Here is a 26,636-nt window from a genome sequence, read left to right as displayed (position 1 = left end):
GACTATTCTAAAGAAAAATACGCTTTGATCCCTTCTACCATACCTTCCACAAGTTTTGTCTGATAGGCTTCCTCGGAAAGAAGAACATCCTCCTCGCGGTTGGACATATACCCCATTTCAATGATGGTGGCAGGGACTTTAGACCAGTTTAGACTTGCCATATGGTCCATGGGTACTGCACCCACAGGATTTGCGCCTGTCTTCTCCACCATGGCATCATGAAGAAGCTCTGAAAGCCTTTGGCTTTCCACACTTAGATGAGAAACAAATGGATTGTCCTGGGATGGATAGATGGTGAGAATTCCTCTTTTCTTGCTGTTCTCACTTCCATTGGCATGGATGGAGATATAAAGATCCGCTCCCCAGGCATTGGCCAATTCTGCCCGTTCCTTGTTGCTGATGGAAACCTCATGGGATGTCCGAACCATTTTCACCAGGAATCCTTCTTCCAGCAGTCTCTTTTCCAGTTTCTCTGCCATGAGAAGATTCAGCTCATACTCGTAAATACCCGTGGCCACACCTCTGGTTCCAGAGGTTACACGGTTTTTGGTCTCACTGCTGCCAGGACCCAAAGGCTCCTGATTCTTATCCTGCACCTTCTGGTGCCCCGCATTGAGGACAATCAGCTTCTTGGGTTCTTCAGGTTTGTTCTTCTCTTCCAGAATGGTTTCATGAAGGACCAGAATGTCAGAATCTTCCCCTCTTAGCCTTTCATATTCTTTCAGAAGAGCCAGGGCCTCATCAAAGGCCTCTTTTTCCAGAAGCGTTTTTCCTTTGGTGAGAAACTCCTTTTTCATATCCTCCAGAAGAGCCTCTTTCAGGAGCACACCTTTTTCATCCTCCTGATGGACCCCTTCCAGAGATTTCAGCACCTCCTGGTAGTTTTCCTCCTCAAGGTAGGCTTCCGCTTTTTTCAGTGCATTTCTAGACGCCTCCAGAGTAATGGCATACTCCAGCTTCTCCATGAGGGTGATGCTGTCACTGTTTTCCTTATATAGAGCCTCAAAATACTCTACCGCTTCCCCATACTTCTCCGCCTGAAGGAGCACTTCTCCTTCTTTCATTTTTGTGTTGAATGCCTCTCTGCTGCTGGATTTGCATCCAGTAAAGAGCACACTGAGGGACAGGAGTAAGACCATGAGGAAAATCCTTTGTTTTCTTTTCATGACAATGTTTCCTTTCACCCCTTCTAGACCCTTTCAATATCACGATGCTGGGTCACTGCTGGGAATCCTTTTTCTTTGAGATACTCCGCAGTCCTTCTGGCAAAGGATACAGAGCGGTGCTTACCACCAGTGCACCCATACGCAATGACCAGCTGGCTCTTGCCCTCTTCTGTATAGAGAGGAATCAGGTACTCAATGAGATCAATGAGTTTCAGAAACAGACTCTCTGCCTGTTCTGTCTCCATGACATAATGAAACACCTCATCCTGTAGTCCTGTCTTCTCCCGAAGCTCTGGAACATAGTAGGGATTTGGCAGATACCGCAGATCAAAAACAAGATCCGCGTCGTTGGGAATTCCGTATTTGTATCCGAAAGACACTGTTTTGATCTGCATTCTGTGATTCCCTTCCACAGAAAAGAGATTATTCACTTCCTTCTTCAGCTTCTGGCTGGAAAGAAAGGTGGTATCCAAGATATAGTCTGCACGGCTTCGGATGGTTTCAAAGGAAGTCCGCTCCAGATCAATGGCTTTTTCCAGAGAGGTCAGCTCACTATCCATCAGTGGATGCTTCCTTCTGGTTTCCTTATACCGGTTCAGGAGCACCTCATCGGATGCATCCAAAAATAAGAGCTTATAGCGGATTTTATTCTCATCCAGAAGATTGATCTCCTCGTTGAGACTGGTGAAGACATTTTTGCTTCTGGCATCCACCACCAGCGCAATTCTGTCATTTTTTCCTTTTGTACCGATACTGAGCTGCGCAAACTGCAATAGGAACTGTGGCGGCAGATTATCCACACAGAAAAAACCCAAATCCTCCATAGCATTCACCGCAACTGATTTTCCAGCGCCGGACATTCCTGTGACGATGACAAGCTCCATGACGCACCTCCTGTTTCTGTTTTACATATCGATGTCGTTGACCCTTGTTATTTTGAGTCTTCCTTCTTTCTGATTTTTTCCCCTTCATAGAAATCCTTGGCGATATTCTTATAGCCCATTTCCTTCAGAACGCGGACCACGACACCTCGGATTTCATAGGTGGATGTAATGCCTTCTTCCCCTCGGACCTTACGGATGGTTTTCTCCACCTGATGGGAGATGAGATCCAGCTCCTTCTCGGTCACCTGGATTTCCGAATCTCTGGCGCTGTTGGCCACAGACACTTTGATGCGTTCCAGATCAAAATCAATAATTCTGCCGTCTCTTTTTACCACTTTCAGCATGATACTCCCACCTTTTATTATATTCTTGCCTTTATTATACTATAATCCTTGAAAATTATAAGGTTCTACAGGATTTTTACCCGGAAAAACCAGAAGATCCTCTTTATGGCACTTGAGATTATGAACCTGTCTTAAACATTCTAAGCAAACTATAAACCCTTAGATAATATACTTTAAATAATCTGTTTATTCCGCCATTTATTCTCCAGTGTGATGTATAATAATAATTGTCGGATGTCGGATATACGTTTGTATGAGGAGTGAGTGATTATGAGTAATACAGTATATCAAGTATCAAATCGAAGTGGTGTAAAAGCCAAAAAACTCAGAAGAGATGGGATTGTCCCAGGTGTTGTCTATGGAAGAGAATTCAAGGACTCCATCCCTTTGGAGATGAGTCTGTCAGAAGCCAACAAGCTTTTGAAGGAAAACACAAAGACATCTATTGTAAAACTGGAAGGTCTTGAAAAAGCTGTCACCGCCATTGTGAAGGAAGTCCAAAGAAATGGTGCCACCTTCCTGCCGGAACACATTGATTTTCAGGCCATCTCATTAAGAGAAGTCATTTCAGTGACCGTTCCTCTCCATATACTCGGTGAGGAAAGCCTGACCCACAGAAGACTTCTGTTCCAGCCGAATGTGCAGGAACTGATTCTGAAGGGCCCTGCAGAAGATCTGCCTGAAAAGCTGGAAATCGACGTCACAGGGCTGAACTTTGAAGATAAAGTGCACCTCAGTGCCCTCTCAATCCCTGAAGGAATTGAAGTAGAAGCCGAAGAAGATGTGCTGCTCGGAGTCGTTCTCTCCGCTCAGATGGCAGAAGTGGATGAAGATGCAGAAGAACCTGCAGAAGACAGCGCTGAGCCCAAGGTCATCGGTGAAGAAGAATAGCAACCTAGCTTATAGAGACTGTTCCCCTGCGGAACAGTCTTTTTCTGTGAAATGCATACTTTACATACCTTTCGTTCATGTTTCTTTCAAATTCTGTTCAATAATTTATTGTATAATAAGAACACTCATAGGAGAGGTCTTTCCTTATCCTAAAATGTCAGAATATTACGATTAATTTAGGAGGTATACTATGGCGTACATCGTTGCAGAAAGATTCCCGCATCCTATCATTGAAAACGGAGAGCCCCCTTTTGTTTCCATCTACATGCCTACCAGCAGACTAACCACTGAAACAAAGGATAATGAAATCCGCTTCAAGAATCTGCTGAAAAAAGCAGAAGATCTACTCGCTAAAAATTATCCCGGAAGAGCGGGAGAGGAGATATTAAGTGATTTAAAGACCCTTCTTGAGGATAAACCATTCTGGAGCTACCAGCTGGATGGTCTTGGCGTTCTGGCCAAAAGAGACGAGATGGTTGTGTACAAGCTTCAGCGTGACGTGAAAGAATATGTGGAAGTCTCGAAAAACTTTTATGTAAAACCTCTTTTGAATGCCTATCAGACCGATGACAGCTACCAGATACTGGCCCTCTACAAAACGAACTTCACGCTCTTTGAAGGAAACCGCTACGGCATCAGAGAAGTGGAGCTTCCTAAGGAAGAGCAGAAATCCCTGAAAGACGTGGTGGGCAGCTTTTATGAGGAAAACAGAACCCATGGCGTATCCATGGGCACCAGTGGTAAAACCATGTATGGCGGCGGCGGTGACAACCGGGATGAGGAAGCCGTGGACCAGGAGAAGTACTTCCGATGGGTGGACCGTTATATTCATGAGAACCACTCCAAGCGCACCGATCTTCCACTGATCCTTGCTGCACTTCCAGAGCACCATGCAGAGTTTCAGAAACTCAGCCACAACCAGTATCTTCTGAAAGACGGCATTAAAAAAGATCCCCAGACTGTCACACCAGAGGAGTTCATCTCCTTTGCCTGGAACCTGCTTTCTCCAAAATATACCGAGAACATCCGAAAGCTCCATGAAAAATATGAGTTCAATAAATCCAGAGAACTGGCTTCCGAGGATCTTAGCGAGATCGCACGGGCTGCAGCTACCGCCCGGGTGGATACACTCATTGTAAATCTCGATGCCACTGTGCCTGGAAGCATCAACAAAGATCTTGGTCACCTCAGCCATGAGGATACGGGCACCGATCTTCTCAACGATCTGGCTCTTCTTGCACTGGAGCAGAAAGCAAAAGTCATCGTGGTCTCAAACGGGGAGATTCCCTTAGAGACAGGCGTTAAATCCATCTTCCGTTATCCGGAGCCAAATAGAGCATAGTCTTTTCGGCAGCGGTGAATGAAAATTTCCTGCTGCCGAGTTTTCTTTACCCCTGAAAACGATGCCCTATGATATACTGACCTTGAAGAAAGTAGTTTCATATTTGGAGGTAAATTTTATGAAGTTATTTGTGACAGATTTGGATGGCACTCTTCTGGCTTCCGATCATACCCTTTCCCCCTACAGCCTTGCATCCCTGAACAGCGCCATGGAGAATGGTCTCCCTGTGTGCATTGCCACTGGAAGATCCTATTCTGACATTCTGGAGATCATCAAGGATTTTAAAATCAGACCTTATATCATTTCCAGCAATGGAGCCAGTATCTACGACAATAACGGGAAGAAAATCTACTCCATCTCCATTCCAAAAGATCAGGTGAAAGACATCATTCAGTATCTTCAGGGGCAAAACCTGGAGTACGAGGTGGCGGATGATGATTATACCTATATCACAAAGGAGAGTCTTGCGATTCTCCATAAAGAACTGGAGGATGTTGGAGCATTGGATTCTGCCAAAAAGAAAGAACTGGAGCAGGATATTCTGGGTCTTGTCTTATCTCAAGGAAACCTGAAAGTGGTGGAGGATATGGAGACTTTATTAAACTCCATTGACAGCGGAAACAGTGTGTCTTCCATCAGTGCGTACCTCAATAAAATACACAAAGCGATGGAGTATTTTACCATGGATAAGAGAATCCGGACCTTCAGCTCCTGGAAATATAATTTTGAGATGACCAGCAGCAAAACCAGTAAAGGCATCGCCCTGACCCATCTTTGTGAGATCCTTCAGATAGATCTTCAGGATGTGGCAGCCATTGGAGACAACTATAATGACCTTTCCATGATCAAAGTGGCCGGCATCAAGGGAGCCATGGGAAATGGCGTAGAACATATCAAAGCCATGGCAGATTACCTGGCCCCCACCAACGATGAAGATGGAGCAGTGAAGTTTTTACAGCACTTAACCGAAAAAGAATAAGGAGTCGATTGTTATGCGTGAATTAGGCGAATTCTTAGGTTGGTTTACCGTGGTTTTTTTCTCTCTTTCCTTTCTCAACCCTGTTGTGAAATATGTGCAGAAAACCTTTGGTAAGACCCTTCTTAAAAAAGAAACCCTCAAAAAACCCTGGCAGATGTTCATGAAGTTCATTGTAAAAAACCATAGACTTTTTGGCCTCATAGCAGCCCTGGGCGCTGTTGGACACTTCCTTGTCCAGTACAGCCGTTGGGGATTTGTTCTTAGTGGTGTCGTTCCGGCAGTACTGATGCTCCTTCAGGGAGCCCTTGGGTATCTGGTTTCCAAGGCGAAGAAAGAAACCAAGAAAACGCTGCTTCTCGTTCATAAAATCATCGCAGTACTGATGGTTCTTGCCATAGGTACGCATCTTATTCAGATGGGGTAGCTGCATCCTGAACGATATAACCAAATATGATGATTGCATCAGGTTCCCCTTTGGATTATAATGGGCTCAAATTATCATCCAAAGGGGGCTATTTTTATGTCATTTTTCGAACTAGATGGAATGAAGCTTTATTTTGAGCTGCGGGGAAATCCAGAGGGAAAGGAAACCATTCTTTTTCTCAATGGCGTCATGGCATCCACAAACAGCTGGTACGTACTGTCAAAACCTTTTGAGGACTCAGGTTACCGGGTGCTTCTCCATGACTTCAAGGGGCAGCTGAAGTCCGGCAAACCACAAGGACCCTATACGTTCAAAGAGCATGCGGATGAAACCGTGAAACTCATGGATCATCTAGGCATCCAAAAAGCACACCTGGTGGGCACTTCTTATGGGGGAGAAGTGGCCATGAGGCTTTCCATGCATCATCCTGAGAGAGTGCAAAGTATGGTGGTCATCGACTCCACCAGCGAGAAAACCGCCGTGGGCAGCTCCTTTGTCTCCTCCTGGAAAGCACCAGCTCTAGCAGGCGATGGGGAGTCCTTTTTCAACACCCTGATGCCTTCCATCTACGGAGAAAAGTTCATCAATGAGAACAAAGAGTTCCTGTCCCAAAGGGCAAAAGCCACTAAAGGCATCGGACAGGACTATCTATCCGGGCAGGTGACTCTATATGACAGCTTTCTTCAGGATGTACAGATGTCAAAAGAAGAGCTTCAGTCCATCAAAGCCCCTTCTCTCATTGTCTGCGGAGAACAGGACATCCTGAAAACACCGGAGGAGTCCCTTCGAATCCACCACCATATTTCCGGATCAGAATATGTGACCCTTCCGGAGTGCGGTCATGTATCCATCTTCGAGAAGCCCAATGAAGTGACAACACTTCTTCTAGGGTTCATTCTAAAAAACAAAGCGAAGTAGAATACAGCCACATCCATATAAAGCATCCATCCTAGAGGTTTTTCTTTAGGTATGGATGCTTTTTTCATTGGTTTGAAAAACCTCTGAAATTTCACAGATTCAAAGAGAAAACTATTTCATGCTTAAATTGTTTCAATTTATCAGTTAATTTACCTCAATTAATGAGGAAATCTTTATTATTTCTTTGTCTGTCAAAATGTATCTCTTTTGACAAAGAAAAATCAGAAGCGTAACATAGAAAACGTCGTTTTAGGAAAGAAAGGAGACTTTATGCAATTATTAATTCTTATTTTGAAAGATCTGGACTGTATCAGTACCCTTCTCACCTCCCTGGCAGAAGCCGGAGTGAAAGGCGGAACCCTACTGGAAGGAAAAGGTATGGCCAACATCCTCATGAAGCAGGAAGAAGTGCCGATTTTTGGTATGCTGAGACACCTCATGAATGACACCATTGAGGAAAAGAGCCATGTGCTGCTTTTCGTCCTTCAGGAAGAGCAGGTGCTGGCAACGAAATCCACCATCAAGCGTATCACTGGAGACCTCAACAAGCCTGGTGCAGGAATCATGTTCTCTATTCCCATCACTTCTGTGGAAGGGTTGGGTGAATAAACATGGAAAACAGTCTTTTTATACATTTGGGCATCGCTCTGATTCTGGCTCTTCTTTCCAGCAAGGTGGTGAAGAAGATGCACCTTCCAAACGTTACAGGATATCTTCTCATGGGCATCCTGGCAGGACCCTTTGTTTTGGGGATCCTTTCAGAAGAGTCTGTGGCGAGCTTTCATTCTGTCTCTGAGTTTGCACTGGGTTTCATCGCCTTTTCCATTGGTGCAGAATTTAAACTCAGTTATCTGAAGAAAGCGGGTAAAGCCCCCATCATCATCGCCATCCTGGAAGCCCTGCTTGCAGTGGTTTTCGTAGACGCCGCACTCATTGCCACAGGGCATAACCTTCAGTTCTCTCTCATGCTGGGTGCCATTGCTGCAGCTACTGCTCCAGCAGCTACCCTCATGGTGGTAAGACAGTATAAGGCCAAAGGGCCTGTAACAGAAACCCTCATGCCCGTGGTTGCCATTGATGACGCCATCGCCCTGATGCTTTTCGGCATCTCCCTGGCTGCAGTAAAAGCTCTTGGAGCTACAGGCACCAGCCCACTTTGGCTGACCCTTGTGACACCGGTTCTTGAAATCATTCTCGCTCTTTTACTCGGTGCTGCCATGGGTGTACTTCTGACCCTTCTTGTCAAATGGTTCTCCAATAAAGGAAACCGGCTTTCCATCGCCATCGCGATGATTGCGCTGACGGTAGGTCTTTCCAAGATGTTCGGACTTTCAGAGCTTCTTTCCGCCATGGCTATGAGCGCTCTATTTGTGAATCTCTCCAAGGATTCTGAAGCCATCTTCAGTATGGTGGACGGATTCACGCCTCCCATCTTTATGCTGTTTTTCTTCTTCTCCGGAGCAGACCTCAACATCGGTATTCTCCCCTCAGTTGGCGTAACAGGCCTCATCTATGTGCTCGTTCGGGTTCTAGGCAAGGTTTTTGGCGCAACCCTGGGTGCTACCCTATGTCATTCTCCTGAACCAGTAAAGAAGTATCTCGGATTCACCTTGATTCCTCAGGCTGGTGTAGCCATCGGTCTTGCGACCCTCTCTCTCACGGTGGTGCCGGAGTTTGGACAAACCATCAAGGTCATCATTCTCGCTGGCACAGTGATCTATGAACTGGTAGGTCCTGTGGCCACGAAGATTGCTCTGACCAAGGCTGGCGACATTGAACCTGCCATGAAAAAGAAATTGAATCCAGCTCTATAACAAAGAAGACCTGACAGATTTTGTCAGGTCTTCTTTTTATCTCTATGTTTCATCGTGATATGCTTTGAAAATCCCAAAACACATCCTCTTCATCTTTTTTGATGTTACTTCTTCGTGAGCTCCAGGAACTTCTCGATGTCTCTTTCTACAATCTTTAAAGAGTCTCTGAAAAAGTCCGGCTTTGTCACATCAATGTCCATGAGCTCTGCCACTTCTTTGATGCTCTTCTTTCCAGTCACAGAGAGCAGCGCATCATACTCTGGCACGAAGGATTCTCCACGCTTCAGATAGATGGCGTACAGCCCCTTGGAGAATAAGAGTCCAAAGGCATAAGGGAAGTTGTAGAAATTTCTGCCCGCAGAGTAGTAGTGGGTCTTATTGAGCCACATATAGGGATGCAGCACTTCCTCATCCAGTCCGTCTCCATAGGCTTCCTTCTGAGCTTCCAGCATAAAAGCGTTGAGCTCTTTCACAGAAAGAGGATGGTCTTTTCTTGTTTCAAAAAGCTTGGTTTCAAAGAGGTATCTGGAATAGATGTCCACGATGACCTGGGTGGCATCGGAGATGCTCTGCTCCAGAATGGTCACAGCCTCTCTATCGCTCATTTCCTTCAGCGCTGCCTGGACCACAATGGTCTCACAGAAGATAGACGCAGTCTCTGCGATGGGCATAGGGTAGCTGCTGTTTAAGATGGTTTCCTCTTTCAGGTTGAACCCATGATAGCCATGGCCCAGCTCATGGGCAAGGGTTGTCATGTTGCTGAAGCTTCCATCAAAGTTTGAGAGAATTCTTGATTCTCCGATGACATGAAGATTGGAGCAGAAGGCGCCGCCTCTTTTTCCTTCCCGAGGCTCCACATCCAGCCAGTTCTTCTCATAGGCTTCCTTGGCATACTGTCCGAGTTTCGGGCTGAAGGTGCTGAAATTCTTCACGATATAGTCCATGGCTTCCTCATAAGTGAACTGCATCTCACTTTCTCCCATGGGGGCAAAAAGGTCATAGAAGGGCAGTCCCTTTTCATGTCCAAGAAGCGCTGCTTTTCTCTTAAGATATTTTCTGAAGCTTGGCAGAGATTCTCTTATGGCGTCAAACATGGCGTCTAGAGTTTCCTTTTCCATACGGGACTGGAAAAGAGTTTCATGAAGGGGCGTCTCAAAGCCTCGCAGCTCTGACACTGTGAGCACTTCTCCTTTGATGCCGTTTAGGGCAGCAGCAGAGGACTCCTCCACTTTTTTGTAGGCAGCAAGCTCTGCCTCATAGGCAGCTTTTCTCACGGCAGGATCCTTGTCATAGGCAAGATTTCTTACAGCAGGAAGAGGCAGAGACACATTCTCTCCTTCCTTTTCCATCTCCACCAGCAGGGTGGAAGTAAGGATGTTCTGAAGATTCGTCCAGGCTTTGGAGCCTGTATTGGACATCTTTGCAATGAGCATTTCTTCCGCATCACTTAAGAGATACTGCCCTTCCTTTTTCGCTTCTTCTAAAAGAAATCTGTGCTCCGTCAGGAAGGTGCTTCCACGGATGATTTCTTCCAGATTCTCAAGTTTTTGCACGAACCTCTTAAAGAGGACTTCTGCCTTCGTAATGGCAGAAAGCTTCATGGCAATTCTTGAGAAATGTTCTCTGGCTGCTTCATTTCTCGCGTCCGTGGACATGGTGAGGTTTGCAAATCCCATGACCCTTGACACAAGATTTGACATCTCCATCTCATAGTGAAGATAGGTCTCAAGTTTCTCCTTGGCCCTCTCCACCTCCTGAAACTCATTCTCTGCGTAGGCATTCACTTCTTCAATGAGGGTGAGGATCCTTTTTGAATCCCTCAAAAATTCAGGGGATTCAAAGCTCTCATACAGTTCTTTCAGACTCCATTTCATAGTACTTCCACCTTTCTTTGTTCCATTTCGTTATTCCGATTATAACATTCACTTCAGAGAAACTGAAAAGAGAGCCGTCATTTCTGTACGGCTCTCCAAGATTCTGTGTCATTGGGTATAAATCGTTCTTTTCTGCAGCTCTTCCAGGGAAAGCTCCACAATCACTGCCAGAAGGGTCACAGGAATGGACCCCATGAGGATGAGGATCATATCAAAGGTCCTGACCCCGTTGACCACAAGAACCCCAAGACCACCAGCTCCTGCTGCCGCCGCTAAGGTTGCGGCGCTGATGTTGATTACCGTAGAAGTTCGGATGCCACCTAAAATGGCATTCATGGCCAACGGAATCTTCACTTTTCTATAGATCTCCGCTTCACTCATGCCCATGCCCTTGGCAGCCTCCACAACACTTTCCGGCACTTCTTCAATTCCCACCACCACATTGTAGACAATGGGCATCAGAGCATACAGGTACAGCGCAATGAGTGCACCCTTGAGGCCATAGCCCACCACGGGCACCACCAGAGCCAGAAGCGCTGCCGAAGGAAAGGTCTGTCCAAGGCTCACCAGTTTCAGAAGTGAATCTTTAAAGGGTGCTCCTACTTTCGTGGTGAGAAAGATGCCCAGAAAGATTCCTGAGGATATGGCCAAGGCACTGGAAATCACAACCATCTCCATGTGCTCGATAAAAAGCTGAGATAGTGGCGTTCTGGATCCTTCGGGAAACTTGGAGAGGAAATATCTGCCGAGAAACTCCTCAAACTCTTTGGGAAAGAGGAGAAGAAGCAGAAGAAGCACACTGAGAAGAAGTGCGGCATAAAGTCTACTCCTCTTCATGGCTCCACCTCCTGATGACCTCCATGATGGCTGCCAGCGTGATGCTGCCGCCACCAATGGGAAGTCTTCCTACGCCAAGAAGCATCATGGTGGAGAGGGCTTCTTTCAAGGTAGTCTCCTCTGGAAGAGGCTCCCCTGGAAGGGGCTTCTCTTCCCTGAAATCCATGGCTTTGAATCTGGTGAGAAGACTCAAGGTTCCTTCTTTACCAAAGAAGTCCTCCACAAAAGGGTCCTTGGGTCTTAGAATCACCTCTTCCGGTGTTCCTTCCTGAACGATGTTTCCTTCTTTCATGAGGCAGATCCGGTCCGCAAGAAGCAGAGCTTCCTCCACGTCATGGGTCACAAAAATAACGGTTTTCCCAAGCTTTTTCTGAATCTCCCGGAACTCTTTCTGAAGCCTTACCCTGCTGATGGGGTCCACCGCCCCAAAAGGCTCATCCATGAGAAGAATTTGAGGATCTGCCGCCAGGGCTCTTGCTACACCCACTCTCTGGGCTTCTCCTCCTGAGAGCTCCTTTGGAAGCTTCTTGCCATATACTTCCGGAGACAGTCCCACAAGCCTCAGCATCTCCTCTCCTCGTTTTCGGATGTCCACTTCCTTCCATTTGAGAAGCCGGGGCACCGTTGCGATGTTCTCCTCCACGGACATGTGCGGAAAAAGCCCGGTGCTCTGGATGACATATCCCATTTTCTTCCGAAGGGACTCCACTTTGAAGGCGTCCACAGGTTCTCCCTCCACAAAGATCTCCCCCGAGGTGCGGTCGATCATCTTGTTGATGAGTCGAAGCGTCGTGGATTTTCCACAGCCTGAAGGTCCCAAAAGCACATAAAGCTCTCCTTCTTTGACCTCTAGAGAGATGCCCTTCACCGCCTCATAACCTTCATAATTTTTCACAACATTTTGCAGTTTAATCACAATTCATCCCTCCTCAATCTCTTCACCAGCGCTTTCAAGGTGCTGTCCAGCGTAAGGGTCATGACCACAATGGGAATGACCCCAAGAAGCACAAGATCCGGCGATCCTTCTGCAAGCCCCAGGAACACAAAGCTTCCAAGCCCACCGCCCCCCACAAGGCCAGCCAATACTGCGCCTCCTAGGGTCTGGACCATGGCGATGCGAAGACCCGTCAGAATGATGGGCAGCGCCAGTGGGAAAAGGATCCGGCGGAATATTTCAGACCTGTTCATGCCCATGCCTCTGGCCGCTTCGATGACACTCTGATCCACCGTGGAAAATCCCACTAAAGTGTTTCGGCCGATGGGCAAGAGTGTATAGAGGGTGAGGGCAACAAAAGCCGGTGCCCATCCGATGCCGCTGACGCCAAGGGCTTTAAAAAATGGAAGTCTTCCCAGGGCAGCCAAAGGAACCAAAAGAACACCAAAAAGAGATAGGCTGGGTATGGTTTCCAGAATGGACAGAGGCACCATGACAAAAGACTCCAGCTTTTTTCTGCGGTATGCCAGATACCCCAGGGGAACTGCAAGGAGCATTCCTGCCAGCACAGAGCCCATGGAAAGGAACAGATGCTCCGTGAAGCTTGTGAAAAACTGGGCTCTTTTATTCTCAAACTCTTTCATGATGGAAAACACCTGAAACTGTCCGGAAGCAAGAAGAAAGACCACCACTGCACCGCTGAGAACAAGTCCCATGTAGATGAGATACTGCCTTCTGGGTTTCTTCGACAGCCCATGCCCTACGAGAAGATACACCATGAGAAGAATCCCGTAGAAGCCAGCGGAAAAGCTGAGCCTCATGGTAGGCGCATCTTTCGCCATCTCCAGAGAGACTCTGCCCAGCACAAAAAGGATCCCCGTAAAGAGAATCGCGGAAAGGATGCCGGAAACCACGGCCTTTTTTTCCGAAAAATCATAGGAAAGGAGCATCAGCACAAGAAAGCCCATGACAAAAATCATCATGGGCAACCCGGAAAGCTCATAGAGCCTATACCTTTCTCCTGGTGCAATACGGTTGGGCTTCACTTCGGATATATTCAGTAAAAGCAGTGCCAGCAGCCCTAAAAAGCTGTACACCAATTGGGGATAATCCAGTTTCTTCTTCAAAAGCAGCACCTTCCATCTCGTCTGTTATGGCAGCAGTTTATTTTCAGTGAGGAATTCCTTCGCCACATCCTTGGGGGATTTTCCATCCACGATGACGGCTTTGTTCATTTCCTGCAGATTTTCTTTCGTCAGGAGAGCAAATACTTCCTCCACGATTTCCTTCACTTCCGGATACTTGTCGAGGACTTCTTTCCGGATGATGGCAGAGGGCTCATAGACCGGCGGAATGGACTTTGGATCTTCAATGATCCTAAGCGCCAGATCCACCAGGGATCCATCTGTGGCATAGGCGAGAGCCACATTGACACCATCTGTTCCACTGGCGAGAGCTTTCAAAGTCTCTGCTGTGTTTCCATGGGGCAGAAGAATCAGCTGGCTTGGCTGCAGCTTGAATCCATAGGCTTTTTCCAGTCCCAGAAGTCCCTGCTCTTTTTCAGCGAAGAGCTGAGAGGTGATAAGCTTCACTTCCCCACCTTCATTGACATATCTTGCAAAATCTTCCATGGTGGCAATATCATTCTCTTCGGCAAAGTCCTCTTTCACTGCCAGAGCTTCCGTATTGTTTGCTTTGGCAGGAGCCATCCAGATGAGACTGTTCTCTTTTTCATCATAGGCTTGAATGGCTTCATAGCCCTTCACCGCATCCACCCAGACCGAAGGATCTATGCCTTCTGAGTAGAACTGTCCGTTTCCTGTATAGTCGATGCCAAGATCAAGTTCTCCTTGCAGAAGCGCATTTCTGTGCACATCCGGCGTTCCGAACTGCACTTTGTCTTCTATGAGATATCCCTTATTTTCCAGAGCCAGAAGCAGCATATTGCCAAGGATTCCCCCTTCCGTATCCACAAAGGAACCTAAGGTGATGGCATCCTCCGGATTCTTCACCTCTTCTCCAGTTTCAGGAGATGCACAGGCGGAAAGTATCCCAAGAACAAGGGTCAGAGACAACAGCAATCCAATTTTCTTTCTCATATCTATCTTCCTTTCGATCTTTCATTGTAGCGTAATCTTATCATACTTCTTTGTACTTACTATTATATCTTCTCCTTTACGACCAAATGTAATATTCCGTGAAGAATAAGGGAACAATACATGAACTTTTTACGATGAGATTTCAATGCAGATAAAAAGAAGAGTTCTCCTTGTGTATAACCTGCTAAAAAAGAATAGTTATCCATAGAAAAGGGTTTTTTATCCACAATCTGTGGATAAGCTGTGACGGAATCTTCTGACAATGCTCTTTTGTACTCTAAATCAGCGTAAAGAAAAAGAGCAGATCCCCGATGGTTTTCCACAGGTCCTGCTCTTCGTTTGTTGATAATTATAATGCTCTTTCCAATTTATGAAATTTTACCAAAGGAAGCACATCTTTTATGGGCACCTTTCTGACCTCTTCTTTCTCTCTGAAGCTCTGAAGCTCCACGGACCCATTGTTGAGGTTTTTGACTCTCCTCAAAAGGTTCTTTCCCTGTACAGAGACCAGCATAAAGCTTGTTCCTTGAATGTCCTTTGCTTCCACACCAAACAGAAGATCTCCCTTCCTGATGCCATAGCCTTTCAGATCATCACTTCCTGATTTCACAAGAAGCACCTTGTCCACGGGAAACCCTTCAATCTTTTTGCTTTCCACCACATATCCTTTATGGGAGATGGGGCTTTTCATGGATTCTTCAAACACTGGCACATTTTTGATGTTTTCGCCAAAAGCCTGGTTCCAAAGTTCATTCACCGGTGTTTGGGGAGCCACATAGACTTCTTTCTTGATGATTTCTTTGGTTCTTGCCACAGACTCCGTCTGAGCCGCTTCCTCCAGGGATCCCAGCCCCATGGTGCTGATGTTCTTGTCGAACACTTTGCTGAAGCGCTTCAGAAGATCCTCATTGACGACCTTTCTCCCTTGCTCCACTTCATTCACAAAGCTTTCAGAAACACCCAGCTTTTTTGCCACCTGTTTCAAGGTCATGTTGGCATCCAGCCTGTTTTTCTTCAGCTCTTCGCCTACTCTTGCCATCTTACTTTCACCCCAGTTTTTCCTGATACTGCGCCCGGCGTTCTTTTTCGATCTGACGGTTCTCTTCCCGTTCTTCCAGAAGATGCTCAATCATATAGTCAAAACGCCAGCTGATGTTGGTTTTTGTGATGAGGGCCATGATGGACCCAAACACATACTCTTTTCTGATTTTCGTGATCAGCTCTTTCAAATGATCATCCGCTTCAAAACCGCAGAAGATCATAATTTTCACAACGCCCAAGGGCTCTCCCACATGAGGAACTTCTTTGTTTTCAATAAGCTCTCCCAGCGTGCCTCCGGCATTTCCCTGATGGATTTCATGAAGATGAAGCCCTTCTCCTCGAAGATGGGCCATCTCCGTTTCACTGAGTCCATAAACCAGTATTTTCTTCTTTTCTGACATAGTTTTCTCCTACAAGTTATTTAACACACACTTGAAAGATGCTACAGAACCTCTGGTGCACCCAGGTCTTCTGCATGTTCTACTGTGACTTTTTCCATGATCTGGTCCACCCTTGGCATGTCTCTGTAGTCTCTGTCCACTCTGGCAATTTCCAGAGCCTTCTCCAGGCCTTCAATGACCGCACCAAATCCTGCATACTGTCCATCCAGATGTGGCGCATCTGCCACCATGAGGAAGAACTGGCTTCCAGCGGAATCATTGTGCTGGCTTCTTGCCATGGAAATGACGCCTTTTGTATGCTTCAGATCGTTCTGGAAACCATTGGCCCTGAACTCCCCTTTGATTCTGTGGCCTGGTCCGCCAATGCCGATGCCTTCTGGGCATCCACCCTGGATCATAAAGCCCGGGATGACTCTGTGGAACTTCAGTCCGTCATAAAACCCCTTGTTCACCAGAGACACAAAGTTCTTTACGGTGTTGGGCGCCAGATCTTTGTACAGCTCTATTTTAATTTCTTTTCCAGTTGCAAGCTTAATGGTTACGATTGGATTCATGTATAAAACACTCCTTTTTTAATTACATTGCCTCTCTATTATACCAAGAGTTCCAAAGAAAAGAAAAATATTCTTCCCTATTGACGTGAACACCTGTTTGTATTATACTTTAAACAGAACAAAGGTTCGTAGTGTCATCATCACTATCCGGCAGGAACATCTTCCCATGGGACTGCCCAGCTGAAGAGAATGTCAATCGTTCTTTTCCCTTTTTTTCATCTCATAACCCCATATGGGGGTTTTTTTTTGTGTACAATAAAAAATTCAGCCTTGACATCGGGAAATAAAAGACTTAGAATCAATCATAAATCAAACAGCAAAGGCTTTGATGGGAAAGAGTAATAAAAGTATGGCACTTAAAGAGAGTTTCCGGTGTGGTGTGAGGAAATAGGTCAGCTTCTATGAATACGTCCCTGAGCCAGGCACCGAAATGCGTAAAGAGTAGGCTGCCTCGGAAGACTGCACCCGTTACCGTGCTAGGGTATGAATGTACCCGATAAGTTTTCTCATGGCGACATGAGAGATAAATTAAGGTGGTACCATGGAGCTTACGTCTTCATCCTTTCAGAGAGATTCTGGAGGGATGGAGATTTTTTATTTTTGGCCAAAATAAAGAAAAGCCAGCAGTATAGAAGTATAGAAAAAAAGAAGCACAGAAGCACAGAAGCACAGAAGCACAGGCAGTATGGAAGCATGGAGAAGAACAGAAGGTTACGGAGTACGGAGAAAAAAAGTTAGGAGAATGATCGTATGGAAAACTTGGAACAATTGGACTCGATTCTGGCACTCATTGAAAAAGGGGCAGAGGAAGTCATCGGCATGGAAGAATTGAAGGAAAAACTGAAGCATGGCAGGAAACTGAAGGTGAAACTGGGGCTGGACCCCAGTGCACCGGACATTCATCTGGGACATACGGTGGTTCTCCGTAAACTGAAAGCATTTCAGGATCTCGGTCATGAGGTGCATATCATCATTGGAGATTTTACAGGAAGAATCGGAGATCCCACGGGAAAATCAAAGTCCCGGGTGGAACTCTCCAAAGAACAGGTGCTGGAAAATGCAAAAACCTACACAGATCAGATTTTTAAGATCCTGGACCCGGAAAAAACCGTGGTCCACTTCAACAGCACCTGGCTGGAGAAGATGGATCTTCAAGAAACCCTTCTCCTCATGAAAACCACCACCGTGGCGAGAATGATGGAGCGGGAGGATTTCAAAAAGCGGTTTGAATCGGGTTTCCCCATTGGCCTCAATGAGTTTGTCTATCCCCTTCTTCAAGGATACGACTCCCTCATGATAAAAGCGGATGTGGAGCTTGGGGGAACCGATCAGACCTTCAATCTTCTCATGGGAAGGACTCTGCAGAAGTCCAGAGGCCAATCTCCTCAGACGGTGCTCATGATGCCTCTTTTAGAAGGTCTGGATGGTGTGGAGAAGATGAGTAAAAGCCTCGGAAACTATGTGGGCATTGACGAGGAACCTAAAGTGATGTTTCAGAAAATCATGACACTGCCAGACAGTCTCATCCTGAAATACTTCACCTTAGTGACAGATCTCACACCAGAAGAGATCTTGCATATAGAGACCACCCTGAAAGAGGAGAATCCCAAAAATGTGAAACTTCAGCTTTCAAAACTTCTCACAGGACTCTATCATGGGGAAGAAGCTGCCAAGGAGGCAGAAGTTTATTTCACCACCGTGTTCACCAAAGAAGAGATTCCAGAGAATCTGCCGGAGCTTCTCTGGGAACCTTCCAGCATGACCTTGGCAGTTCTTTTAAGAGAAAGCGGCTATGTGGAAAGCCAGAATGCATTCAAAAGGCTGCTGGCGCAAAAGGGTCTTGCGGTCAACGGAGAAAAAATATCCAGGGAAGAGGAACTGCCCGCAAAAGGCAGCTTCACCCTTTCCATCGGAAAGCGGACCCATGTGAAAATCATATCCGCCTAAATTGTAATAAAGCTCCTTTTTTGCTAGAATGAATCTAGTATTTGTACCCCATTGAAACTACGCAGGAGGCGCTTTATGGCAAAAAGAGATCCCATCGGTTTTTTTGATTCAGGAGTCGGCGGCATCAGTGTTCTAAAGAAAGCCATGGATATTTTACCCCAGGAAGATTTTGTCTATTTCGGGGATTCCTTGAATGCTCCCTATGGTGATAAAGATCTGGCTACCATCAAAAAGCTCTCTTTTCAGGTGGTGGAGAAACTCATGGACTATTCCATCAAAGCCTTAGTTGTAGCTTGCAACACAGCCACCAGCGCTGCCATAGAAGATCTCAGACAGTCTTATCCCGATCTTCCTGTCATTGGTATTGAACCAGCCCTGAAGGTTGCGGTGGATCATACAGAGAAGGGAAACATCCTGGTTCTGGCCACAAAAAGAACTCTGGAGGAAAAGAAGTTCAAAAATCTTCTGGACCGCTATAAAGAAAACCGCAGTGTGGAAACACTGCCTCTGCCAGGCCTTGTGGAAATCATCGAAGAGGGCGGCAACTATCAGGAGAAAAGCTATCTTTACCTCGTAGAAGCGCTGAAAAGCGTAAAGAAAGAGATGAGTGCTGTGGTCCTTGGCTGTACACACTATCCCTTCATAAAACCTTCTTTAAGAAGAATTTACGGAGAGGGCGTCCTCATTGTGGATGGCAGTGAAGGCACCGCAAGGCATCTGAAAGAGGTGCTGTCAGAAAAGAACCTTCTCACGGACAAAAATGAAAAAGGAACCCTCCTTGTGCTGAACTCCAGCCCAGATGAGAAGCTCCAAGAGCTGTCCTTTAGGCTTCTTGAAGAGAGAAGTGACGACTAATCCAGAAAAAAATCATAGTGAAAGCCTACGCATCAAACCTTCTGTGATGCGTAGGCTTTTCCTTTTGTTTATTCCAGAATGAAAAGTTTCAGTGCCTCATCCTTTGTATACATGCCCAGTCTTTCCATTTCCTGAATGGCATAATTATCGATGGAACGCTTGGCTGTGTTCTTGATCTTTGTATCGATGAGCTTCACCTCATCCTTGTTCTTTTCTGTCACCTTCAGTTCATAATCCCTGCCGCTGAGGAGCTTGTAGTGATAGTACAGAACATTATTCTCCCCTTCCTGCTTGGTGGAAGCGTGAACCTCAGAGACATCCAGGTACGTGGACTCTCTGTTGGCAAAGATGCTTCTGTCGATGAGCTTCGTCTCTGTGAAGTCCACATAGCGGAAATAACTGGTAAAGCCGATGAAAGCAATGAGGATGCTCACAAGAATCGCAATGCCCTTCTGCTGCCCAGTGAGCTTTCCACGCTTATTAAACAGAGAAATGCTGGCGATGACCAGTAAGATCAGTGCCGCCGCAATCATGGCTGTGCCTACAGGAGGGATGAGCATTCCGCTCTTGGGCACGAAAATGAGAGAATCCTCTGCACGGAACACAGATCTTCTGATGGTTTCAGAGAGCAGCACCAGAATCAGCACCAAAGCTGCCAGTAATGCATACATCTGACCTTTCTTTGGTTTCTTGAAAGCCATGGACTTTTCTTCTTTCTTCACCAGAACCTGATCCGGTTCCACCACATTCTTTTTCTTTTCTTCCTGAAGATCCTTGGCCAGTTTCTTATCTGCCTGAACTTCCTCTTCTTTCAAAGGAAGGGGCGCTTCAAACTTTTCCTGACCTAAGGTTACTTTTTCCTTTTCATCTTTGTTTTTTCCATTAGTCATAAGACACCTCCCGCTTCTATTATGGTAAGTTCTTGCCGATGGATGCTTTGTAGACAGAGAGCCACTCTTCTGCAGTAAACTTAATTTTCAGCGCATCCACAGCATTTTTGATGCGGTCCAGTTTCCCGGAGCCCACAATGGGAAGAATCTTCGCCGGATGGCTTAGAAGGAAGGCGTAGGCTAGGGTATCCAGCCTTTCTTCCTCATATTTTTCACCAATGGAGAGCAGTGTGTTTTTCACATTCCTGATTCTCTCAGAGTCTCCTGTAAAAAGATCTCCTCCTGCAAGAGGCGACCATGCCATGGGATAGAGTCCTCTTGTCATGAGGCTGTCCATGGTGCCGTCTTCAAAAACCTGGAGATGAAGAGGTGAGATTTCCACCTGATTGGTCACCAGCGGGTAGGGCACATAGGAGCTGAGAAGTTCAAACTGAGAAGGCTTAAAGTTCGATACCCCAAAGTTTCTTACTTTGCCAGACTCGTAGAGTTCTCTAAAAGCTTCTGCCACCTCAGCAGGATCCATAAACGGTGAAGGCCTGTGGATGAGCAGAAGATCCAGATGGTCTGTTCCCATATTCTTCAGGGATCTTTCCGCAGACTGGATGATGTGCTTTCTGGACTGGTCATAGTGATGGCTCTTGTACTGGGGCCGGTTCTCACAAGGAAACACAATACCGCATTTGGTCACAAGGGTCAGTTTTTCCCGCAGGCTCTTGTCCAGCTTCAGTGCATCTCCAAAGGCTTCCTCGCAGGAAAACCCTCCATAGATGTCTGCCGTGTCAATGGTGCTCACACCAAGCTCCAGGACTTCCTTGGTAAAGGAAAGTAGCTCCTCTGGTGTCATCTTCCAGTCCATCAGCCGCCAGTGGCCGTGGATGATCCGGTCCATATTCATGGTATCTGAAATTCTTACTGAATCCATATGATCTCCTCCTGATTTTTCTGTCTTTTCTTCATTATATCCTGTTTTTTCCTGTTGTTACAAAGATTTTGAAAACTTCTTCCGGATCTCCCCTCATTTCTTCTGGTACTCTTCAAAGGAAAGTGATGCAAATAGAAAACTTTTCCTGAACCTTTCCTTCTGATATAGAAAAAGAACTGGTGCCATAGTATGATTGAGATACCACAGAGTACACAGAGAAAGGAAGTGCTGGCCATGGATGAAAAAAAGAAACCCGACGAGCTGAAATATGATGAAGCCTCTTCTCATTTTGAAGCAGAAAACCTCAACAAGTATGATGAGCTGGAGCTGAAAGAAAAGAACCTGGTCATCAGTGAGTTTGAAAAAGAGTACGTGGACCCCGTAACAGAAGAAGTGAAAAATGCCAAAGATCTTCCAGGGTATGATGAAGAAGAAGTGAAAAAGCACAACCCGGATGAACTGCTGAAAAAAGAAACCGAGCGTTAAAAAAGGAAACCGGAGACCTGTCAAAGGATCTCCGGTTTTTTATTATGATCTCATTATAAACTGGTGATTTCTTTAAAGAGCTCCATGGCCGCATCTCTAGGACCGCTCTTTTCTTTACCGGGTACCCCCAGCTGAGTGTAGATTTCTCCCACTTTGATGTTGTAGGAGAAGAGCTTGTCAAAGTAGTAGTCCAGAAGCTTGTCCGTTTCTTCCTGCTTCTGATATGGCCCGAAGGGATTGGCGAAGTAGGACTCCACAAGACCATTCTCCTGGGTGGTGCCTTTGGCCATTCTCTTTCCAGAACGGAAAACCTCTTTGGCCTCCTCCTGGTCCTTAAAGAATATAATGCCAGGCTCTCCAGGTTCCAGCACTTTGTAGTTGTTGGCGTACAGGAAGAGATCCACTTTGTATCCTTTGATGATTTCCTTATAAGTAGCCACAGGCATCACAAGTCTGGCGTTGGTTTTATCCGGGTTCATAAAGATGGACCGGTCAATTTCCTTGAAGGCGTAGCCCTGATCCAGATCATCCAGTCTCACGAAGGCGCCGATTTCAGTACCGTAGCCCACGATGGTGCCATCTTCATGGGTGAAAATACCCATATCATCAAAGACGATGGTCATGTCACTGATGTGGTCTTCTGAAAGGCTTCGGAGCGCTTCCAAAGACTCAGACTTTCCTGCACCGGAATCCCCAAGGATCACCACATTGGCAGACTTTCCGTTTTTCATGTTGATGTTCACCATGGCGCCATGGATGGGCAGATTCCCTCGTTTGATCATGAGAAGATTATGAAGGGTGAGACTCATTTTCTTCATATAGCCAAAGTAGTCAATCTCCTCACTGTAGGGAACAAAACCTGTCATGATGCCATTTTTATGGTCGTCATAAAACACATTGCCGATGGACTCGTCTGTGTTTTTTCCTCCAAACACATAAACGATATCTGGTATTCTGCCAACATACTCCTCTTCTCTTGCCATCTCAAAAAGATTGGACAAAGAGATGCCATGAGCCATGAGGTCTCTATGGAAATAGAGGAAGGCCACCAGTTTTCCGATCTTCGCAGGATAACAGAAGAAGTGGTCTTTATTGAGGTAGCAGTCCTCGATGGGATTCACGAAACTCTCTTTAAAGTACCCGCTTCTGGTATTCTTTTTGGGATAGGAGATGAAGGGGGAATCCATGAGGATGGTATTGATGAAGGGAATATCACTGAGAATCTCATACCCCTTTGGAATGGGCCAGATGATCTCCTGCAGGATGACCCCTGCATTGACACCGGCTGGAACCTGTCTGTAGACATTGGGTTCAATGCCCAGCACATTCTTCTCCACCTTCCTGTAGAGCTCCAGAATAAGGTTAGTGAACTTGTTGTTGGCTTCAATGAAGCTGGTTTCCGCAAGTCCTTCTGTATTTTTTCTGTTCTGGATGATGGAGTAGCGCTCCAATCTTCTCCAGTATCCATAAAAGTCCTCTATGAAGGCAACAAACCAGTCCGGATCTTCCAGAAGAGGGCTGTAATCTGCGCGAAGTTTTTTTACTTCATCTGCTCTGAAAATAGTAAGAAGCTTCATCACTTGAACCAGTCGCTCGGTGAGGTCTCTGATGGTGGTTTCCTCATAGAGGGACATGAGCTGCTTGTAATTTTTGGTATTTCTCCTGGCGATGGATTCCAGATAAGTCTCCGTCACCCTTCTGAAGGAATCTGATTCCAAGATTTTTTCGATGGTATCACAGTACTTGGCTGAAAAGTTGATCATAGCTTTGCCGCTGCTGAGTGAAAATTCTTTTTTCATGGGAGATGCTCCTTTTCTTCTGTATCGTCAGACATGGTAATTTATCCTATGTTATATAGTATACAACAGATTTTTTGATTTTACCTCATAAACAGATGTATTTATCAAAAATTTCACGTTCATTTTTATCTGGTTTTAATTAATTCTTCGTATGATGAGAACAACAGTAAAGAGAGGTGAACATACATGAATCAAAAAAAGCCCTTGACGAAATCTTCCCAGAACCGTTGGCTCTTCGGCGTTCTCGGTGGTTTTGCCGAGTACTTCAATATGGATGCCACCCTATTGAGAGTGGGATTTCTTCTGTTTTCCCTACTACCTGGGCCATCCATCATTCTCTATATCATCTGCGCCATCATCATGCCAAAGGATGAAACTCCATATGCCTGATATTTCATGGCATTTTAATCGTTCATCCTGTTAAAAAACCTTCTTCCCACATGGGGAGGAAGGTTTTTCTGTTTGTTTACTTCACGAACATTACGCTTTGCTGTTCATCTCCCGGACCCGTCTGATCCTCTCTTCTTCCTCCAGGATTTCACCGTCATCATCCACCGTCACATGATATCCTTCGTGGATTTCTGTCCTGAAGTTTCCTTTGGCCACACTGAACCCTTTGAGACCTGGTGCATCCAGAAGACCTTCTTTGATGGCCAGATAAATCACTTCCGGGTCAACAAGGGGATCTTCTACATCCTTCAGCTTGCTGATTTCTCCAAGAAGGTACCGCACTTCTTTTTTCAAAAACTCCAGTCTCTCTTTAAATCTTTTATCCTCATGGATGTTCTCCAGCAGCCCTTTATCCGCAATCTCCATGGATTTCTTCACCATTCGGACGCTTTCCAGGATCTCCACGCTGGTGGCCCTTTTCACCGCTTCAGAGTAAGACACCACATGGACAATGTCCGGTTTCAGGAAGGTGCCATAGAACATGGTGGAGGATATGAGGCCCTTGGCCTGGTCCATATCCGCAGGGTAGGCAAGAAGTCCGGTTCTCACCATACGGTAGATTGTAAAATTCTCGTCCTCTTCCTCGCCCATGAGATCGATCTTTGCCTGCATCTTTGCCAGGTCCATGAGAGGCGAAATAGAAGGGGGATTTGCCAGCATGTACTGCATGACCATCTCCTTCACACCCAGGTGCTTCGCCACCTTGGCGGTGATGACACTGATGGCCACTTCAATGACATCAGAGCAGTATCTTAAGGCCCACTGATGGGATTCATTCATTTCCACAGGAACACCCATCTCTGCATTATAAGCAATGGCCTCCATGTTTTCACGGATGGCCCGAAGAAGCTCTCTGTCAGAGCGCCTGTCCAGCTGACTGTACCAGGTGAGCGGAATGGCCGCCCAGGCATTGTTCACCGTATCCTTCAGAATTTTAGAGAAAGGATACAGATCTCTGGTGCCCGAGTAGCAGCGCATCATGGGGTAGTTTCCACGTCTGGTGGCTTCATACATCCATCTTAAATGCTCCTCATTTCTGATGGGGACCCCACCGGCGCCGTCTTCTCCTTTTGGCATCAGCTCCTGCTGGAAATAATGCTCCTGGGCATTCTGGTCCGGTGCTAAAGAGATCACATCCAGAAGCCTGCTTTCTGCAAGGATCTTGATGTGTTCATAGGTATCTTCTAAGGTTTCCAGTCCGATGTGGTGACGGATGATGGGAAATGGCTTTTTCCAAGCGATACGCTCTCCCAGGCTTTGGGGTGGAATCTCTTCTTCTGCGTGCTCCTTCTCCATATTCCTAAGATAAATGACGCTTTCTGAAATGTCCTCACTGCCATCAAAGACTTTCCGGATGTAGGAGAACTTTCTTGCCGCCTTAGCCGTCTCCACGGTGCCCCCGAAAATAAAAATGATATCCTCAAATCCCTGTTCACCGATGATTCCTTCCAGTTCTTTTAAAAGATAATACGCGCCTTCTTCTGAAAGGCGGTAGCTTAGCGCCACCACGTGGGGTTTGAACTCGATGATTCCGCCAACCAGTTCCTTGATGGGCACTGCTGAACCCATATATTCCACCTGATAGCCCTCTTTTCTTGCCAGCACACTGAAATTATAGATGCCTGCCGCATGGACACAATTGCCGATGGAGGCTACAATCATCTTGTTCTTCAATACTCCTCATCTCCTTTTTTGTTCTCTTCTTCAATGTCCTCCACTCTGACACCTCTCATGAGGTCCTTATAGTCAATATGAAGCTTCTCTGCAGTTCTTCCTGTTTCTCTGAAATTCTCTCCAAGAAGCGCATTGGCCAGATCAATGACGAGGCCTGTGTAGCGCATGGAAAGCCCCAAATCTTTCCCCATACTCTCCAGAGGAACCAGCCCAAAGGGAATATCCTCATAAATATAGCGGTAATTGAGATTTGCAGGCGCAAAGATCTCTCCATAGGATGGATTGCTCTGAATGCACTCATAAAGACTGGTGCACTCCAGACCATAGGAATGGGCCAGCCATTCTTTGGCGGAAATCACAGGATGCTTCAGAAGCTTTGCCACTTCCTGACGCTCCTTGTCGATGTTTTCAATGAAATCTGCCACGGTTCTGGAAATGCCTTCCCGGTAATACCGGAACTTATGACCAGACTCTACCCAGCCCGTATTAAGAAGCATGGGCGCACAGTGAAAGATCATGCCCACATTCCCGATGGAGGTCTCCACCATACTTTCTGCTGGGATATAGAACCTATTGAGTTCATCCGGAAGCCTTCTCAGAATTTCCGGAAGATCGATGCCAGCAAAGGTGGAAATGAGGACATCTCTCTTCAGGGCGATGATGTTCACTTTTCGCGGTGTGATTTTTCTGCAGGTATAGATGATGGTCTGGGTTTCCAGAATATCCACCTGATGAAAATTTCCGTGTTTCAGAAGCTCATCTTTAAAATCTATAGCTCCAAAGGTTCTTCCCGGATTCAGCACCACAATGTGGCCATCCCGAAGGTGAGGAGCCATAAGTCTTGCCAGATCATGATGTGACGTGGCGGGTGTCGTGACGAAAACCGCTTTGGCTTCCCGAATCACGTCCCCCATATCCGTTGTGACCATCTCCAGAGGAAAAGTGCCCACCAAAGCACCCATCGCTTCCACAGTTTTTTCTTCCACCAGTTCTTCTATATGCTCACCGCTGCGGTTCCATAAATAGACTTTATTTCCTGTAAAACTCATATGGGCTGCCATGGCAAGGCCCGAATTGCCTGACCCGATGATTGCCACTTTCATCTTTCTTC

At 46.2% G+C, this 26,636-nt stretch carries 27 protein-coding genes and 1 other annotated feature; of the genes, 11 read left to right on the top strand and 16 right to left on the bottom strand.

Features of this window, described 5'->3' with window-relative positions:
* Positions 1-2: 2 nt before the first annotated feature.
* The 3 genes from DEF30_RS05025 to DEF30_RS05015 are packed head-to-tail and all read right to left on the bottom strand — an operon-like array spanning position 3 to position 2,394.
* Entirely contained in the window at positions 3-1,166 is a 1,164-nt protein-coding gene (locus tag DEF30_RS05025; protein WP_294097103.1) for an N-acetylmuramoyl-L-alanine amidase, read from the bottom strand.
* Between the two features lie 23 nt (positions 1,167-1,189).
* The gene (gene rapZ / locus DEF30_RS05020) at positions 1,190-2,050 is read right to left on the bottom strand and encodes an RNase adapter RapZ (protein WP_074911630.1); all 861 of its coding nucleotides are present in this window, start codon (positions 2,048-2,050) and stop codon (positions 1,190-1,192) included.
* A 47-nt stretch (positions 2,051-2,097) separates the two neighbouring features.
* Positions 2,098-2,394, bottom strand: a complete 297-nt coding sequence (locus DEF30_RS05015; protein ID WP_083422672.1) for an ATP cone domain-containing protein — start codon at positions 2,392-2,394, stop codon at positions 2,098-2,100.
* 270 nt (positions 2,395-2,664) lie between these two features.
* Here DEF30_RS05015 and DEF30_RS05010 point away from each other — a divergent pair, with 270 nt between their 5' ends.
* The 7 genes from DEF30_RS05010 to DEF30_RS04980 all read left to right on the top strand — a co-directional run bounded on the left by DEF30_RS05010 (position 2,665) and on the right by DEF30_RS04980 (position 8,762).
* Positions 2,665-3,285, top strand: a complete 621-nt coding sequence (locus tag DEF30_RS05010) for a 50S ribosomal protein L25 (RefSeq protein WP_074911629.1) — start codon at positions 2,665-2,667, stop codon at positions 3,283-3,285.
* Between the two features lie 190 nt (positions 3,286-3,475).
* On the top strand, positions 3,476-4,627 hold the full coding sequence (locus DEF30_RS05005) for a hypothetical protein (RefSeq protein WP_294097097.1): 1,152 nt from the start codon (positions 3,476-3,478) through the stop codon (positions 4,625-4,627).
* A gap of 118 nt (positions 4,628-4,745) precedes the next feature.
* On the top strand, positions 4,746-5,606 hold the full coding sequence (locus DEF30_RS05000; protein WP_074911627.1) for a Cof-type HAD-IIB family hydrolase: 861 nt from the start codon (positions 4,746-4,748) through the stop codon (positions 5,604-5,606).
* A 13-nt stretch (positions 5,607-5,619) separates the two neighbouring features.
* A complete protein-coding gene (locus DEF30_RS04995) occupies positions 5,620-6,030 on the top strand; it encodes a hypothetical protein (RefSeq protein ID WP_074911626.1) in 411 nt (136 codons plus the stop codon).
* A gap of 96 nt (positions 6,031-6,126) precedes the next feature.
* Positions 6,127-6,948: an alpha/beta hydrolase gene (locus DEF30_RS04990; protein ID WP_294097090.1), complete on the top strand. Its 822-nt coding sequence runs from the start codon at positions 6,127-6,129 to the stop codon at positions 6,946-6,948.
* A 270-nt stretch (positions 6,949-7,218) separates the two neighbouring features.
* Positions 7,219-7,557, top strand: a complete 339-nt coding sequence (locus DEF30_RS04985) for a hypothetical protein (RefSeq protein ID WP_294097089.1) — start codon at positions 7,219-7,221, stop codon at positions 7,555-7,557.
* 2 nt (positions 7,558-7,559) lie between these two features.
* On the top strand, positions 7,560-8,762 hold the full coding sequence (locus DEF30_RS04980) for a cation:proton antiporter (RefSeq protein WP_294097087.1): 1,203 nt from the start codon (positions 7,560-7,562) through the stop codon (positions 8,760-8,762).
* A gap of 104 nt (positions 8,763-8,866) precedes the next feature.
* Here DEF30_RS04980 and DEF30_RS04975 read toward each other — a convergent pair whose 3' ends face one another.
* The 8 genes from DEF30_RS04975 to DEF30_RS04940 form a co-directional block, all read right to left on the bottom strand.
* A complete protein-coding gene (locus tag DEF30_RS04975; protein WP_294097086.1) occupies positions 8,867-10,636 on the bottom strand; it encodes a M3 family oligoendopeptidase in 1,770 nt (589 codons plus the stop codon).
* Between the two features lie 108 nt (positions 10,637-10,744).
* Complete coding sequence (locus DEF30_RS04970) at positions 10,745-11,473, bottom strand: ABC transporter permease (protein WP_294097085.1); 729 nt, start codon at positions 11,471-11,473, stop codon at positions 10,745-10,747.
* A complete protein-coding gene (locus tag DEF30_RS04965; protein ID WP_294097083.1) occupies positions 11,460-12,389 on the bottom strand; it encodes an ABC transporter ATP-binding protein in 930 nt (309 codons plus the stop codon). The genes DEF30_RS04970 and DEF30_RS04965 overlap by 14 nt, the downstream gene beginning before the upstream one ends.
* Positions 12,386-13,534 carry an ABC transporter permease gene (locus tag DEF30_RS04960; RefSeq protein ID WP_294097081.1) on the bottom strand — a complete coding sequence of 383 codons (1,149 nt, stop codon included), beginning with the start codon at positions 13,532-13,534 and terminating at the stop codon, positions 12,386-12,388. Before DEF30_RS04960 ends, DEF30_RS04965 begins: the two co-directional genes overlap by 4 nt.
* A 24-nt stretch (positions 13,535-13,558) precedes the next feature.
* Positions 13,559-14,506 carry a glycine betaine ABC transporter substrate-binding protein gene (locus DEF30_RS04955; protein ID WP_294097079.1) on the bottom strand — a complete coding sequence of 316 codons (948 nt, stop codon included), beginning with the start codon at positions 14,504-14,506 and terminating at the stop codon, positions 13,559-13,561.
* A gap of 349 nt (positions 14,507-14,855) precedes the next feature.
* Positions 14,856-15,545, bottom strand: coding sequence for a helix-turn-helix transcriptional regulator (locus tag DEF30_RS04950; RefSeq protein WP_294097077.1), 690 nt, complete (start codon positions 15,543-15,545; stop codon positions 14,856-14,858).
* A gap of 7 nt (positions 15,546-15,552) precedes the next feature.
* Positions 15,553-15,948, bottom strand: coding sequence for a DUF3783 domain-containing protein (locus DEF30_RS04945; RefSeq protein WP_294097075.1), 396 nt, complete (start codon positions 15,946-15,948; stop codon positions 15,553-15,555).
* 41 nt (positions 15,949-15,989) lie between these two features.
* Positions 15,990-16,502 (bottom strand): peptidylprolyl isomerase, encoded by a 513-nt coding sequence (locus tag DEF30_RS04940; RefSeq protein WP_294097073.1) that lies wholly within the window; start codon positions 16,500-16,502, stop codon positions 15,990-15,992.
* Between the two features lie 316 nt (positions 16,503-16,818).
* Positions 16,819-17,069, top strand: a binding site (T-box leader).
* Between the two features lie 183 nt (positions 17,070-17,252).
* Between DEF30_RS04940 and tyrS the strand changes: the two genes are divergently transcribed.
* Both tyrS and murI read left to right on the top strand, forming a co-directional pair.
* Positions 17,253-18,449 carry a tyrosine--tRNA ligase gene (gene tyrS, locus DEF30_RS04935; RefSeq protein ID WP_294097071.1) on the top strand — a complete coding sequence of 399 codons (1,197 nt, stop codon included), beginning with the start codon at positions 17,253-17,255 and terminating at the stop codon, positions 18,447-18,449.
* Positions 18,450-18,524: 75 nt separating this feature from the next.
* Positions 18,525-19,304: a glutamate racemase gene (gene murI / locus DEF30_RS04930; RefSeq protein WP_294097070.1), complete on the top strand. Its 780-nt coding sequence runs from the start codon at positions 18,525-18,527 to the stop codon at positions 19,302-19,304.
* Between the two features lie 68 nt (positions 19,305-19,372).
* Here murI and DEF30_RS04925 read toward each other — a convergent pair whose 3' ends face one another.
* Together DEF30_RS04925 and DEF30_RS04920 are read right to left on the bottom strand one after the other, a co-directional pair.
* A complete protein-coding gene (locus DEF30_RS04925) occupies positions 19,373-20,194 on the bottom strand; it encodes a hypothetical protein (protein WP_294097069.1) in 822 nt (273 codons plus the stop codon).
* 19 nt (positions 20,195-20,213) lie between these two features.
* Entirely contained in the window at positions 20,214-21,116 is a 903-nt protein-coding gene (locus DEF30_RS04920) for an aldo/keto reductase (RefSeq protein WP_294097067.1), read from the bottom strand.
* Between the two features lie 189 nt (positions 21,117-21,305).
* Here DEF30_RS04920 and DEF30_RS04915 point away from each other — a divergent pair, with 189 nt between their 5' ends.
* On the top strand, positions 21,306-21,602 hold the full coding sequence (locus DEF30_RS04915) for a hypothetical protein (RefSeq protein WP_294097065.1): 297 nt from the start codon (positions 21,306-21,308) through the stop codon (positions 21,600-21,602).
* 53 nt (positions 21,603-21,655) lie between these two features.
* Here DEF30_RS04915 and DEF30_RS04910 read toward each other — a convergent pair whose 3' ends face one another.
* On the bottom strand, positions 21,656-23,401 hold the full coding sequence (locus DEF30_RS04910; RefSeq protein ID WP_294097063.1) for a phosphoenolpyruvate carboxykinase: 1,746 nt from the start codon (positions 23,399-23,401) through the stop codon (positions 21,656-21,658).
* Positions 23,402-23,587: 186 nt separating this feature from the next.
* On the opposite strand from DEF30_RS04910, the gene DEF30_RS04905 reads away from it, so the two are divergent.
* Positions 23,588-23,791, top strand: coding sequence for a PspC domain-containing protein (locus tag DEF30_RS04905; protein ID WP_294097061.1), 204 nt, complete (start codon positions 23,588-23,590; stop codon positions 23,789-23,791).
* Positions 23,792-23,881: 90 nt separating this feature from the next.
* On the opposite strand, the gene DEF30_RS04900 is transcribed toward DEF30_RS04905, so the two are convergent.
* Both DEF30_RS04900 and DEF30_RS04895 read right to left on the bottom strand, forming a co-directional pair.
* The gene (locus DEF30_RS04900; protein WP_294097059.1) at positions 23,882-25,525 is read right to left on the bottom strand and encodes a cobalamin-dependent protein; all 1,644 of its coding nucleotides are present in this window, start codon (positions 25,523-25,525) and stop codon (positions 23,882-23,884) included.
* Entirely contained in the window at positions 25,522-26,628 is a 1,107-nt protein-coding gene (locus DEF30_RS04895) for an NAD/NADP-dependent octopine/nopaline dehydrogenase family protein (RefSeq protein ID WP_294097057.1), read from the bottom strand. Before DEF30_RS04895 ends, DEF30_RS04900 begins: the two co-directional genes overlap by 4 nt.
* Positions 26,629-26,636 lie beyond the last annotated feature (8 nt).

Source organism: Proteiniclasticum sp. (assembly GCF_003514505.1).
Taxonomy (GTDB): domain Bacteria; phylum Bacillota; class Clostridia; order Clostridiales; family Clostridiaceae; genus Proteiniclasticum.
Note: the sequence above shows the minus strand (reverse complement) of the source record. Positions and strands in the feature narration are given on the sequence as shown.